Origin of the sequence: Brachyspira pulli (genome assembly GCF_036997785.1) — a bacterium.
GTDB classification, from domain to species: Bacteria; Spirochaetota; Brachyspiria; order Brachyspirales; family Brachyspiraceae; genus Brachyspira; species Brachyspira pulli.
Window position 1 is genome coordinate 14,523 of record NZ_JAWLQI010000026.1, and the last position, 14,882, is coordinate 29,404.

Annotated in this window: 14 protein-coding genes; 3 read left to right on the top strand and 11 right to left on the bottom strand. The window is 28.1% G+C overall.

From position 1 onward, the window contains the following. Positions 1–432 carry a hypothetical protein gene (locus tag R4K56_RS07465; RefSeq protein WP_335756646.1) on the bottom strand — a complete coding sequence of 144 codons (432 nt, stop codon included), beginning with the start codon at positions 430–432 and terminating at the stop codon, positions 1–3. Positions 433–547: 115 nt separating this feature from the next. Here R4K56_RS07465 and R4K56_RS07470 point away from each other — a divergent pair, with 115 nt between their 5' ends. From R4K56_RS07470 to R4K56_RS07480, 3 genes are read left to right on the top strand one after another with little or no spacing between them, the layout of a single operon-like run. Beyond that, the gene (locus tag R4K56_RS07470; protein WP_335772251.1) at positions 548–1,603 is read left to right on the top strand and encodes a DUF1385 domain-containing protein; all 1,056 of its coding nucleotides are present in this window, start codon (positions 548–550) and stop codon (positions 1,601–1,603) included. Beyond that, the gene (locus tag R4K56_RS07475; RefSeq protein ID WP_335772252.1) at positions 1,594–2,730 is read left to right on the top strand and encodes a hypothetical protein; all 1,137 of its coding nucleotides are present in this window, start codon (positions 1,594–1,596) and stop codon (positions 2,728–2,730) included. Before R4K56_RS07470 ends, R4K56_RS07475 begins: the two co-directional genes overlap by 10 nt. Before the next feature lie 11 nt (positions 2,731–2,741). Further along, positions 2,742–3,761 carry a WYL domain-containing protein gene (locus tag R4K56_RS07480; protein WP_335756649.1) on the top strand — a complete coding sequence of 340 codons (1,020 nt, stop codon included), beginning with the start codon at positions 2,742–2,744 and terminating at the stop codon, positions 3,759–3,761. Positions 3,762–3,819: 58 nt separating this feature from the next. Here R4K56_RS07480 and R4K56_RS07485 read toward each other — a convergent pair whose 3' ends face one another. From R4K56_RS07485 to R4K56_RS07530, 10 genes are all read right to left on the bottom strand, one after another. Then, positions 3,820–5,907 carry a glutamine synthetase III family protein gene (locus R4K56_RS07485; protein ID WP_335756650.1) on the bottom strand — a complete coding sequence of 696 codons (2,088 nt, stop codon included), beginning with the start codon at positions 5,905–5,907 and terminating at the stop codon, positions 3,820–3,822. 119 nt (positions 5,908–6,026) lie between these two features. Beyond that, positions 6,027–6,842, bottom strand: a complete 816-nt coding sequence (locus tag R4K56_RS07490) for a nucleotidyltransferase-like protein (protein ID WP_335772253.1) — start codon at positions 6,840–6,842, stop codon at positions 6,027–6,029. 6 nt (positions 6,843–6,848) lie between these two features. Continuing rightward, on the bottom strand, positions 6,849–7,985 hold the full coding sequence (locus tag R4K56_RS07495) for a protein-glutamate methylesterase/protein-glutamine glutaminase (protein ID WP_335772254.1): 1,137 nt from the start codon (positions 7,983–7,985) through the stop codon (positions 6,849–6,851). Positions 7,986–8,012: 27 nt separating this feature from the next. Next, the gene (locus R4K56_RS07500) at positions 8,013–8,450 is read right to left on the bottom strand and encodes a chemotaxis protein CheD (protein ID WP_335756653.1); all 438 of its coding nucleotides are present in this window, start codon (positions 8,448–8,450) and stop codon (positions 8,013–8,015) included. A 171-nt stretch (positions 8,451–8,621) separates the two neighbouring features. After that, positions 8,622–9,473, bottom strand: coding sequence for a CheR family methyltransferase (locus tag R4K56_RS07505; protein ID WP_335756654.1), 852 nt, complete (start codon positions 9,471–9,473; stop codon positions 8,622–8,624). A 24-nt stretch (positions 9,474–9,497) separates the two neighbouring features. Beyond that, positions 9,498–10,028, bottom strand: coding sequence for a chemotaxis protein CheW (locus R4K56_RS07510; RefSeq protein ID WP_297295201.1), 531 nt, complete (start codon positions 10,026–10,028; stop codon positions 9,498–9,500). 11 nt (positions 10,029–10,039) lie between these two features. Further along, the gene (locus R4K56_RS07515; RefSeq protein WP_335756655.1) at positions 10,040–12,208 is read right to left on the bottom strand and encodes a chemotaxis protein CheA; all 2,169 of its coding nucleotides are present in this window, start codon (positions 12,206–12,208) and stop codon (positions 10,040–10,042) included. A 58-nt stretch (positions 12,209–12,266) separates the two neighbouring features. Beyond that, positions 12,267–12,635: a response regulator gene (locus R4K56_RS07520; RefSeq protein ID WP_008725288.1), complete on the bottom strand. Its 369-nt coding sequence runs from the start codon at positions 12,633–12,635 to the stop codon at positions 12,267–12,269. Positions 12,636–12,655: 20 nt separating this feature from the next. Continuing rightward, positions 12,656–12,919 (bottom strand): anti-anti-sigma factor, encoded by a 264-nt coding sequence (locus R4K56_RS07525; protein ID WP_297295206.1) that lies wholly within the window; start codon positions 12,917–12,919, stop codon positions 12,656–12,658. A gap of 24 nt (positions 12,920–12,943) precedes the next feature. Then, entirely contained in the window at positions 12,944–14,872 is a 1,929-nt protein-coding gene (locus tag R4K56_RS07530; protein ID WP_297295208.1) for a chemotaxis protein, read from the bottom strand. Positions 14,873–14,882: the final 10 nt, after the last annotated feature.

The following is a 14,882-nucleotide window of genomic DNA, read 5'->3' on the forward strand; positions in this document are numbered from 1 at the left end:
TTACTGCTGTACTTTTGTCATTGGTAATACTTGCTGTACTACATTTTTTAATATTATAGAGGCTTGAGCATTATTTAGATCTTTAAACTCTAATATAACATAAGTAATATTATCTATATCTAGTCTAAATTTTGTGGCTTCAGATGATGGGTCTCCAACTTTTACATAACCTCTGTAAACCATCCAGCCTTTTAATACTACATAAGCAAATCCATTTTGTTTTAAATCAGCATCAAATGTAAAATAAGGACTTTTACTTTTATAATATCCGGCTCTATCCTTTAAAGTAGTTGCTTTTGGTTTTTCTGCTACTACTTCTTTTGTTTCCTTATTATGGTGCTCTGATACTTCTTTCATTTGTACATTTGTGCTTTTGCATGAAATAAAAGCAAGAATAATAAAATTGATAATTAATATTAGTAAGGGCTTCATATCATATAATATATAAATTTATTTTACAAATTCAAGTTTTTTTTATACTTGAAAGAATATTATATTTAGTATATTATATATTTACTTTAACTTTAAAATAGATGAGGTGTATAATTTGAGTAAAAAATTAGATGAAAATAGAATAAAAGAAGGAGTAGGCGGTCAGGCTGTTATAGAAGGCATAATGCTTAGAAATAAAAGTCATTATGTTGTTGCTGTAAGAAAACCTGATAAACAAATAGATTTTATCAAAGCATCTATTCCAGAAAATAAAAATAAATTAACAAAGATGCCTTTTGTAAGAGGAGTTGTTAATTTTATAGATATGATGAAATTAGGATATAAAACTTTAGTATTCTCAGCAAATACTGCAGGACTTGAAGAAGAAGAAAATAAAAAAAATAATCAAAAATCAGATAAAAATGACAGTGTTGCTATGACTTTAAGTATGTTAGTATCTTTAGCTTTTGCTGTAGGTTTATTCATAGCTTTGCCCTATTTCATAACTACACTTATAGGTATAAATGAAAAAGAAAATTTTGTTATTTTTAATTTGGCTAGAGGCGGAATAAAATTAGCAATATTCGTTTTATATTTATTAGTAATATCATTTTTTAAAGATATAAAAAGAGTATTTGAATATCATGGTGCAGAACATATGGTTGTTAATGCTTATGAACATGGATTAAACCCAGACACAGGAAATATTAGACAATATACTACTATACACCCTAGATGCGGTACTACATTTATGTTTTTAGTATTAACTGTTTCTATATTACTATATATGTTTACAAGTTATTTTGTATATACTTATATATATGCTTCTTATACACCAGCAAAAATTGTTGGAAATTTAACAGTACTTGCTATAAATATATTATTATTACCTATTGTTTCTGGTATATCTTATGAAATATTAAAATTAGGTTTCAAATTCTACAATTTCCCTCTTATGAGAATAGCAATATTACCTGGTCTATTACTTCAAAAAATTACTACAAGAAGACCTAAAGATGACGAAATTGAAGTTGCACTATTTGCTTTAAATAAACTAATAGATGATTCAGTAGGAAACAGAACAGAAGAAGAAGTTCAAGCGGATATTAAAGCAAACCTAGAAAATAATAATACGAAAGAAGATAATACAGAAGAAAAGTTATGTATATAAGAAAACGTCTTGTAGCAAAGAAAGATGATTATTACGAATATTCTTCTAGCTATATAAGGAAGTATATTGTTTTAATCTCTGCGGCTTTAATAATTTTATTATTTACATTAATATTTATACATGTTAATTACAGAGTCATTCCCAATAAATCATATATGAGAAATGATACTCCTGTATTAGATACCAATTCTTCTATAGTTACTATAACAAATAATAATGGGGTATATTATACTGGTGATTTCAGTAGTATACCTCAATCTATACAAATAAATGATAAAATGGTTGAAAATTTATATTTGTATTTATTTCATGATAATCATATTATATTTTGGAAATTATACAAATATGGATTAAAAAGATATTTTTCTTATTATGCATTTAATATATTAGACGGAGATTCTCAAAAGTTTATAATAAAAGAAAATGAAAAAGACTTTTTAGACTTTTATGATAATTTTATAAGATCTCAGTTTAGAAAAAGTGTAGGTCAGTTGGATTTAGAAATACCTAATTTTTATAATACAAAAATTAATGTAAAAACTTCTATAAATGATTTAATAGAAACAGAATTTTCATTCAAATTTACTAATTATAGTGCTTCTATGGTAAACTGGGCAGCTAATAGGGCTTTATATGTATCTTTTTATTATGGACTTCCTTCTGGATATTTAGTAGTTCCGGGAAGTGAAAATTCTATTACTGATACAAGTTCTGTTTTGGCAATCAATACAGTTGGAAGAAATCCATCAAGATATACACATAATATAATAGCTGCATTAGTATATACTTCTTATAATACTGAACCTATACCAGTTTTTATTTATGATGCTAAACCGGAATCTCAAAATTCAAGAATGGTAAAGTTTTTATTAAAAAATAAATGGTATGTATATAAAAATGTTGATTCTCATGAATATAAAGATGTTATAGATTTTTATTCAAAAGAACAAGGATTTAGCTTCGTATTTACAGTAACAAGCGACTATTCTTATGATGATTTTGGTAGTTTTACTAAATTAGATTTAGAAACTACAAAAGGGGTATTAGACGGATATTTTACCGTAGGTGATGAACAATTTAAAATTAATGGAAATGCTGTAAGAGAATTTGTTCATAGTGTATTTTGATGTGAGGAAATATGGCTGAAAATAAAAAATTTGTTAGACTATTTGAAATATATACTTCATTAATATTAGATGGTTTTGTATTAAAAGATACACTTGTAGAGTTAAATAACATGTCTGTAAGGACGGCTCAAAGAGACATAGAAGAAATTAACAGATATTTAAAAATTAAACTTGTATCGGAAAAGGATAGATATATAATAAAGCCTGAAGATTTAAAAAAACTCAGGAGAGGATTTCATTTAAATGAAAATGATCTCAAACAGAATTTAGATATACTATTTTCTGTTTTTATGAAAAAAGTAAGCAGTAATTTATCTTTAATTCCTAATTCTACTATATCAAAATTATTGCCGAATAATGTAGATAATGATTATTATGATATAATAGTCATTGCAAGTAATGATATAAACAATATATCAGGAAATAGTGAGAATATAGATAAATTATTATCTTGTGCTAAAAATTTAAATGATATAACTTTTAATTATTATCTTGAAAGTTCTGATGTTAATTTTAAAGTAGAGGCTGTAGCTTATCTTATTTATTATTTTCAAGGAATATGGTATTTAGTTGCCAATGATAATAAAAAAGATAAAATAAAAACATATATAGTTAATAATATTTCAAATATAGAAGTCATAAAAAAAATAAAATTCTCAAATAAAAAAGAAAAAGATGAATACGATAAACAATATGAAATTAGATCAGCCAAAAGGGAAGAATTAATAAAATTTTTAGAAAAGAAAAGAAGCATTTATTGGGATAGAAATAGTTTAACAAAGACAACTGTTAAATTTCTTCCAGATGTTGCTCATTATTTCAAAAATAGGGACTATGGTTTTAATCAGAAAGTAAAAAAAGAATTAGAAGATGGTTCTATACTAATTAGTTTTGATTTTTCATCTTTTACAGAACTTAGAATATTTTTAAGTCCTTGGATTGGATTCTTTAAAATTATATCGCCTAAAAAATTTAATGATGATTTTATCAAATATTTGAATGATTCTTTAAATATTATGAATGATAATTAAAAAAAATCAGGTATGAATATTTATTTTATTACATACCTGATTCTTAGATAATAATTATTTATGATAAGCTGTATAACATATCACCGTAAGTTGGAAGTTTCCAGTATTTTTTAGATACTATCTTTTCTAATTCATCTATTGTTACTCTCATATCTTCTAAGCAAGCAAATATTTTATCTCTATAAAACATAGCAGATTGGGATATGTCAGTAATTTTCTTTCCTTCTACAATATAGTTTTCTAATTTTCCTAATTTTGTATAAAGACTTTCAATTAAATCATTTAGTTTATTTGCTAAATCTTTTTCAACATCGCATTTTAATTGTAAATGACTTTTTTTGTTAGCTATAGATGCAACTTCTCCAGAATATTCTATAGAACTTGGTAATATGTCTTTATGAACCATATCTGCCAATGTAAGAGCTTCTATATTAATTTCTTTTACATATTCTTCCATACTTATTTCATATCTTGAATGTATTTCTGTTTCTGTTAATACTTTATGTTTTGTTAATACATCTATATTCTTTTTAGATATGAAATGAGGTAATGCTTCAGGAGTTGTTTTTAAATTGAATAGTCCTCTTTTTTCTGCTTCTTTAACCCATTCATCTGAATAATTGTTGCCATTATATATTATTCTTTTATGTTTTTTAATAGTATTTCTTATAAGCTCATCAACATCTTTATCAAAATCAGATGATTTTTCTAATATATCTGCAAATTGAGATAAAGCCTCAGCAACTATTGTATTCATTATAATATTTGGCCCAGAAACAGAAAGACTAGAACCAACCATTCTAAATTCAAATTTATTGCCAGTAAATGCTAAAGGAGAAGTTCTATTTCTATCAGTTGTATCTTTAGTAAGTCTAGCTAATGAATTAACTCCCATTTCCATTTCAACTTTTTCTTTTCCAGTATATTTAGTATCATTTTCCATAGATTCAAGTATTTCAGTAAGTTCATCACCAAGGAACATAGATATTATTGCTGGAGGAGCTTCAGAAGCACCAAGTCTATGGTCATTGCTTGCACTTGCAGTAGTTACTCTAAGTAAATCTTGATACTCATCAACAGCTTTAATAATAGCAACTAAGAATAATAAAAATTGTTTATTCTTAGCAGGATTATCAGTAGGATCTAATAGGTTCAATCCTGTATCTGTAGCTATAGACCAGTTATTATGTTTACCGCTTCCATTAACACCTGCAAAAGGTTTTTCATGAAGTATGCATGCCAAATTGTGTTTTTCAGCTATTACTTTCATAAGCTCCATTGTAATTTGGTTTTGGTCAGTTGCCATATTTGTAATTGTAAATTCAGGAGCTAATTCATATTGACCTGGAGCTACTTCATTATGTTCAGTTTTTGCAACTATTCCTAATTTCCAAAGTTCATTATCTAATTCTTTCATAAATTCTGAAACTCTTGGTTTTATTGCACCAAAATAATGGTCTTCTAATTCCTGACCTTTAGGAGGACAAGCTCCAAACAATGTTCTTTTACAATATCTTAAATCTGGTCTTTGTAAATAAAGTTCTCTATCTATTAAAAAATATTCCTGTTCAGCTCCTACTGTTGTAAATACTCTATTAATATTGTTATGTCCGAAAAGTTTTAATATTCTTTTAGTCTCTTTTTCTATTACCTGCATAGAACGAAGTAGGGGAGTCTTTTTATCCAATGATTCGCCACTATAAGAACAGAAAGCACTTGGTATACATAAAGTATCACCTTTTATAAAAGCGTAAGAAGTAGGGTCCCAAGCTGTATATCCTCTAGCTTCAAATGTAGCTCTTAGTCCGCCTGAAGGAAAACTAGAAGCATCTGGTTCACCCTGTACTAATTCCTTACCAGTAAATTCCATACGTATATCGCCGTCACTTGTTTGTGTTATAAAGCTAGTATGTTTTTCAGCAGTAACACCTGTCATAGGCTGAAACCAATGAGTAAAATGTGTAGCACCTTTTTCTATAGCCCATTCCTTCATAGCATGAGCAACAACATTAGCAACTTCTAAATTTAAACGCTCTCCATTTTTTATGGTTTTTATTAATTTTTTATAGATATCTTTAGGAAGTTTATCCTTCATTACATTATCATTAAAAACCATACTACCGAATATTTCTGGTATTTTTTTCATTTTTATTCTCCCATAAAGTATTATTATAAATAATAATTGCAAATATTATATCATTAGTTAGAATTAATACAATATTACTGTTAGTAGTTATTTTAAAAAAGACAAAAAAAGTGAATTTTTTATAAATTTTCTTGTATGATTTGTTTTATTTTGTATAAAGCCTGCAAAATTTCTTTTCTGTGAAGATTATTTCTAGTAGAAAATAATACTTTAATATCATTAATTTCAGAAAGAGACATATAATCATCACTAGCTATTTTTTCGTATATATAATCAATAGCTTTCAATACAGCCTCATCATAATCCCTAAATCTAAAATATTCATTAGGAAGGTTCCATATAAGGGCTTCAATTATACTAGAAGAAAGCTCATTTAATGATTTAATTTCAGAAGCAAAAGTCAAAAATATATGTTTAAATATTTTTATTAAATTAATAAAATTTACTCCGCATTCCTGTTCTTTCTTATCAAAATTTTTATTATCTAATTTGGGATAAAATATTTCATTAGAACCATCAGAAGTAGTAACTAAAGCACCTTCCACATTATTTTCAATATTTTTGAAAGAGGGTAGAAGTAATATCTTCTCATTATCATCTTGTAATATCAAATAATAAGCTATTTCATTAATTTTATCAGAATATGCTTTATTTGTTTTTATTGCATTTAGAATAGAAGTTTTAAATTTTCTTGTATCTAATGAATTTTGATTTTCATCTAATATTAGATATACATTTAAATACTCCATATAGTTTACATCTGTTCGATTTCTTTTAGCTCCAGATGCTACAATAGAAATATTTTGAAATGATTTATGAGAAGATATTAATTTTGATATTAAATCTAATTTTGCATCAATTTTATAATAAGGGTAAGTAGTGGAATTACCTACCCATTTATTCATATACTTGTATAAATCTATATTTTCTTTCATTTTAGATTATACTCTTTTCAAAGCTGCAGCAAGTATTTTATCTAAAGGTAAAACCTCATCTACACCACCTCTTGCTATAGCTTCTCTAGGCATACCAAATACAGTACAAGTTTCTTCATTCTGAGCTATATTGTATGCACCAGCATCTTTCATTTCTTTCATACCATTAGCACCATCATCACCCATACCAGTTAAGATAATACCAATAGCTTTATTTTTAGCATAAACTGCACCGCTTCTAAATAATACGTCTACAGAAGGTTTATGTCTAGTAACAGGCTCTCCATCTCTTACTTCTAAGTAATATTTTCCGCCTTTTACTTTAATCATAGTGTGTCTTCCACCATGAGCCAAAGCAGCCTGACCTCTGCCTATAGGCATACCATCTTCAGATTCAAATACTTCAATTTTAAGAATACTATTTAATCTCTTAGCAAAAGAAGTAGTAAAGTGTTCAGGCATGTGCTGAGTTATAACAATAGGAGGAGCTGAAGGTGTAACATTTTTAAGACATTCTATTAAAGCCTCTGTACCACCTGTAGAAGAACCTATAAGAATAATTTTATCCATAGGAGTTTCTCTTGAAGGTGTAAGAGGTAATATTATGTCAGCAGTATTTTTTTGATAAACTTTAAATCCAGGAGTTTTTGGAGCTTCCAAACTTATAGGAGTTCTTTCAGTAACAGTAGAAGTTGTTTCTGTAGGCATAGAAACTCCATGCTTCCTATAGAATTTAGCTCTATTGGCATAAGCATTTTTTATCTTTTCTACCAAGTCAGTAGCTAATTCCTCAACAGCATATCTAACATTAGCTGTAGGTTTGATAACATAATCAAAAGCACCTATATTTAAAGCGTCTAAAGCTAACTCTCTATGTTTATCCAACAAAGAACTGAACATGATTACTGGAATAGGGTTGTTTAACATTAACTTTTTAAGATAAGTTATACCATCCATTTCTGGCATTTCAATATCTAGGGTAATAATATCTGGTTTAAGATTTTTTACCTTATTTTCAGCCAAAATTGGATTAGCTGCTGTACCAACCATTTCCAAAGCAGGATCTGAGTTCACTATCTTTGTTAGTAATTGTCTAATTAATGCGCTATCATCAATAGCTAATACTTTAATTTTTGTAGCCATAAAAAATCCTTAATAATTATTAATATATTAAAACAATGTGATATCTGATTTTTCCTCAAGCTTATGTTGTAAGTTTTTAGAATATTTAATCTCTTGTTCTGCTGAGAATTCTTTAGTTTTACCTTCAAGCTTTTTCATTAAAACTCTATTTTCTGTATTAAAGAAAAATACTTTTCTAGGCCAAGAACCTCCTATATCTTCACTTACTATAGGTATTTTTTCATCTGCTAAGAACTTTTTAGCAAACTGAATATTTTTATCTGGTACTTGAAGAATATTACTAGTCATACCAGAAAGAACATGCCCGCCGCCGAATATTTTAGCAGTAAGGTTTTCTTTCTTACCACCTAGTTTAATAATTTCATTTATCAGAACCTCCATAGCAAAAACACCATATCTAGTATTGTTGTAATCTTCTGCTGGGTTTTCCCACTCCCTCATTTCTGGCAGCATAAAGTGATTCATACCGCCAAATTTTAACTTATTTTCAAAAAGACAAACAGATATACAACTACCCAAAACTGTTTTAATTACAGCGGGTTCTTTAGATGCATAATATCCACCTATGTATATAGTTATTCTTTTAAAATTACTGTTAGCCGCTGCTGGAAAATCTATCATTATTATTACCCCTACTTAAATCTTTTTATAAATATTACTAGCCACATATTTGAATTTATCTGATACTCCAAATAAAGTTTCGGAGTGTCCTATAAATACAAAACTATCATCCTTGAGATATCTATGGAATTTATTAAATAATTCCTTTTGAAACTCTTTATCAAAATAAATTATAACATTTCTACAAAAAATCAAATCGAATTGAGTATGTATATCGAAATCTTCATCTTTGAAATTCAATTGTCTGAAAAATAGATTCTTTTTAAGTATATCTTTTACTTTATATAATCCATCATTATCGCCAGTACCTTTCAAAAAATATTTTCTTAAAAGGTTAGGGTTAATAGGTTCCACAGATTCTTCTTTATAAATACCAGCCCTTCCATGAGCAAGTACATTTGTATCTATATCACTAGCTAAAACCTTTATATCATATCTATCATAATTACTTCCAAAATACTCGTGAAGTGTCATTTGTATTGTATATGGCTCTTCACCAGTGGAACAAGCTGCTGACCAGATTCTAAGGTTTTTAACTTTTCCATCTTTAAAGTTTTTCTCCCATTCTGGAAGTAAAGTACTTTTCATATATTCAAAATGTTTATTTTCTCTAAAAAAATCAGTTTTATTTGTAGTAACTGCATTTACAAAATTTGTTAACTCCTCATCTTTAGCATTTTTTACGAAATCTATATACTCTCTAAAAGAATCCATATTCAATGCTCTAAGTCTTTTACTTAGTCTAGAAGTAACTAAAGCCCTTTTATGACTAGACATCTGTATACGAGTTTTATCATAAATAATTTTAACTAACTCATTAAATTCTGAATCAGTTAAAGCAGGCATATTAGCATTCATATCATCCATATTTTCATACCCCATTAACTACTTTTATACTGTTTTATTGCTATCATCATTAGATTTAATTATTTCATCTATAGGCAAAACCATAATAATTTTATTTTCTAATCTAATAACATTAGAGATTTGAAGACCTCTCATATTATCTATTGGTGTTTCTGTCATTTGACTTTCGTAAACAGTTATAACATCACTAACCATATCTGCCAATATTCCGAATTTTCTATTAGTAGTTGATATTACTATTATTACATCATCTTCTATTGAGTGATCGTCTCTTCTGTCCAATCCAAACCTTATTCTTATATCAACAATATGTAAAATATTACCTCTTAAATTCATTAAGCCTCTCATAAACTTAGGGCTTCCAGGTACAGGAGTGATATTAGTAACACCAACAATACCATCAATACTTAAAACATCAAGAGCATACTCTTCATTATCAATTTTAAATACTAAAAATTGTTGACTTGGTTCAGTAGAAAGATTTTCTTCATGGTCTAAACCAGTACCACCAACTTGAGGTATATTAGCAGCATTTATTTTTTGATTATCTAACATATTTCAATCCTTTATTTTACACCGTTGTTTATTTTTCCTTGTAAAGACATATTAACTAGCCCTTGTATATCTATAATAAGAGCTATTCTACCATCTCCAAGTATAGTACCGCCAGCTATTCCAGCATGTTTACTGAAAGCTGAATCCAAAGACTTAATAACTACTTGTTGCTGATCCAAAAGTTCATCTACAAATATAGCACATCTTCTATAACCGGCTTCAACAACAACAACAATACCATCTTCTATATTTTCAACTTGTGTATCTATTTCAAATACTTTATGTAATCTGATTAAAGGTAAGTATTCTTCTCTAATTTTTATCATCTCACCTTTACCTTCAAAAGGTTTAACTTGTTCATTTTTAACTTTAATTTGTTCTATGATAGAGATTAGAGGCATAATGTATATTTGTTTACCCAAAGCAAAAGTAATACCTTCAATGATTGCTAATGTTAAAGGAAGTTTAATAATAAATGTACTGCCTTTACCTTCTGTTGATTTAATTTCTATTTTACCTTTCATCTTTTCAACATTAGCTCTAACAACGTCCATACCAACACCTCTACCAGATATGTCAGTAACTTTATCTGCAGTTGAAAGACCAGGTGCGAATATAGTTCTATATATTTCTATATCAGAATATTTTCCATCTCTTGAAAGCAAACCTTTTTCTACAGCTTTATTAAATATTTTTTCTTTATTTAATCCATTACCATCATCAGATACTTCTATAACAACGTGACCTTCTTGGTGAGCAGCTGACATAGTAATAGTACCATATTCAGGTTTACCTCTTGCTATTCTTTCTTCTTTAGTTTTTTCTATACCATGATCCATAGAGTTTCTTATAATATGTTTAAGAGGGTCAGATAACTGCTCTAACATATTTTTATCTATTTCTGTTGTTTCACCTTTTAATACTAACTTAACTTCTTTATTTAATTCCAAGTTAAGGTCTCTAACATATCTATGGAACTGAGTAAATATAGGGCCTATAGGCATCATTCGGATATTCATAACTTCTTCTTGTATTTGTCTTGAAGTTCTATCCATTGAACTTACAGCCTCTTTTAATCCATTATCTATATCTAAACTTTGAGTAAGCTGCATTATTCTTGACTGAGCTATAACAAGTTCTCCAATTAAGTTCATTAAACTATCAAGTTTTCTTGTATCAACTCTTACAGTAGAAGGAGCTTGTACTTTAGCTTTTGGTGCAGCAGTAGCAGCTGGCTGATTAGTAGATGCAGCAGCTGGTGCTTCAGCAGTTTTTTCTTCTGTTTTTTGAGCTTCTTCATGCTTTTGTTCTTCTGCTGGAGTTTCTTGAACTTCTTGAGTTGCTTCAGCAGGTTTAGCATCATCATCTTTTATTTCTGCTTTTGTATTAACGATATTAATATCATTATCATCTATTACAAATAAGAATATATTTTGAACTTGTTCTTCTGGAGCATCAGTATCAAAATCCAAAGAAAACTGTGTATAACAAACATAAGGGTCTTCAAGATTTAGAATACTTGGAAGACTATTACATTCTATTTTCAAATTACTGATAGTACCAATAGCTCTTAAGTCATTTAAGAACATAAGAGGGTCTATACCATTATCGAAAATAGTATTTTTAAATCCCATATCAATATGGAAAGAATTACTTCCGCTCTTAACAGCTTCTGGCTCTTCCTTTTCTGCTTTAGGAGCTTCCTCTTCTTTCTTTGGCTCTTCTTTTTTAGGTTCAGGTGCTGCAGCTGCTTTTGGAGCTGGAGTAGAGGATACTGTTGAAGGATCATTTCCATCTGCTATAGCTTTAATTTTAGCCTTTAAAGAATCTATATTATTAACACCTTCTGTTTCACTTTTTCCATCAACGATATTTTGCAACATCAATTTAACAGTGTCCAAGAATTCCAATAACACTGTTATCATTTGTGGAGTTACATCTAATTTACCACTTCTTACTTTCTCCAATAAATTTTCAGCAACGTGGTTTAATTCACTCATTGTGGTAAAACCAACTGTACCTGCTGAAGATTTAAGAGTATGAGCACTTCTAAATATCTTATTTAAAAGATCTTCATCACTTTTATTATCCTCTAATAAAACTAAATCATTCTCAAGCCCTTCTACAATCTCTTTCGCTTCGCTTAAGAATATGGATATAAATTCATCACTATCAAACATGTATTACACCTCTACCTTTAATAAAATTCTTATTAGCTCATAATAAGACGGTTGACAATCAATTTAAGAAACGTTTTACAACGTCCAAAAGTTGAGTTGGGTTAAATGGCTTTACTAGCCAACCACTAGCACCAGCAGCCTTACCCTCCATTTTTTTCTCATCTTGAGATTCTGTTGTAAGCATAAGAATAGGGGTATATTTATGTTGATCTACCTTTCTTACATGCTTAATAAATTCTATACCGTCCATTTTAGGCATGTTAAGGTCAGTTATTATCATATCAACATTCGGAGTTTTACCTAATACCTCCAATCCTGTAGTACCATCATCTGCAGACACTACAGTATAACTGCCCTTTTTCAAGGTATATTCAACAGATGCTCTAGCTGTATTTGAATCGTCTACAATTAGTATTGTTTTAGCCATACATTTAACCTCTTATATCATTAATTATTTTTATCATTAATTATTTTTAAATATTCTACAAACAAATTATCCATGCCTTCTACTATAAGATTTTTTTGATTTTTCGCAAGTTCTTTTTTCATAGCATACAATATTTGAAGACCTGCTAAATCTATATGGGCATCACCTTCACAATTAAATTTCACAGTAATATCATCATTGTAATTTGCACTTTTTATAACATTCTTAAAATATTTACTCATAGTTCTTATATTAAGATTGTCATTTATTTCTATAACTGACATAGACAAACACCTCCATTACTTTTATTAGAACATAGTAAAGTCACCGCTATCTGCTCCTACATCTATACTTATATCGACATTAGGAGCTTCTTCTCCAGATAAAATACTGTTTGCGATAGCTCTTTCTTTCTTAATTGTATATGAATTAACTATGTCCAAATATTTATCACTTTCTATTTTCCAGTTTTCTATACCTAATATTTTATAGTACTCATTTTTCTTATCTCTTATAACATTTCTCATGCTATTAAAGATTTCTATTATTTCATTAATCTTTGTAAGCAATGTACTTAATGTACTTAAATCTATTAAAGTTTTATCTATAAGTCCAAATAATTCATCAGCATAACTATCTAATCTTTTAATATTATTATTAATAATATATTTTGATTCATCTAAACGCTTACTAACACTCTCTGTCATAGATTCTATAAATGAATGCTCTGTAGATTGTTGATTAATGTTAGATTTAAATTTATTAATAGAGCTAAATATTGCTGATTTAATATTATGGAATTGCTCCAAACAAGCATCTACTGTTTCAGTAATGTTTGTAGCTATTGATTCAACGCTTTCTATTGAGAAAGTTTGAGAGTTATTGAATATATCGCTATTCTTTTCTAGTTCTATTTTTGCCAAAAAGTTAATCGAGTTAAATGTTTTAGCAATGTTTTTAGTTTCTAAGAACATACTCTCTAATTCTTCAATAGAGTCTATAATAGCTATATTACTGTCTGATATTCTATATTTATTTGTTAGGAATAATTTAAAATTCTCTAAATAAAGTTTAATAAATCCCATATACTCATTAAACAATGATTCTGAAACAGTAAATGGAAATTCTGATTTACCGCTTTCTCCTCCAATCATATACTCAACTATAGTAGTTCTATCTGAAGTTATATCTGATAAAGCGTCTTTTAAACCTTTCAAACTTTTATAAATATCAGAGTTTGTTAAATCTATTTCTTCATGTATAGATTTAAAGTTTTCTATTATTAATGTCAAAACTACATCGTCAAAAGTCAATAAGTCAAGTAATTTGTGTTCTAAAGTCTGATTTTCTTCTTTTTCAAGCTCTTCAGCATCCATTGATTCTACTTCTTTACCATAAAAATCAATGAAATTCCTGTTTTCATAAACTATAGAATTTATAGACTCAACTATATGTTCTGTCTGCTGTCTAACTATATCTTCACGAGGAAGAACCATCATTATTTCAAATATAAAATCATAAGTGTTATCTACTCTTGAAATGATATCTGATATAATATTAGAAAAAACAGCAAAGGAATTAACCATATTATTATGTTCTTTATCAAGCTGTTCTCTCATGATAGTAAAGTTTTGTCTTTGTAATTCATTAGTCTTTAAAATTTCAGTTTTAAATGACTCAAATCTTACAAATAACTCTTTACCAATTCTATTCATCTGATCAGCTTGTTCATTTGATGTTTCAGACATTTTAATGATGTTTTTAGATATCTCTCCAAAAGCTCTACCGCCGGCACCATATTTAGATGATATTATAATGGCATTCAAAGAATATACTTTAATTTGATCTGCAAGCATTCTTATTTGCTCTATAGAATCCATTATATTACTTGTCTTACCAACATCTTCAACAAGAGAATCTGATAACTCATTATCTTGAGCTATAAACCCTTGCATTCTATCAAATGACATAAAGAAATCTTCCTGGTTTTCTTCCAAATCATTAGAAAAGTTTTTTACACCCTTATCTTTATTAGTAAAATATGACAACAAATTATTAGCTTTTTCGTTTTCATTTTTCATTTCCTGTTCTATCATAGGAAATTTTTCACCGATAAAACTATATACTCTTCCTACTTCTTCCAAGAAAGAATGTATATCTTTCACGGTAGTTTCAAGTATAGCAGAATAATCAAGGATATCCTGTCGTATATTATTATCTATTATATTTGCTGCCACTATATATAAT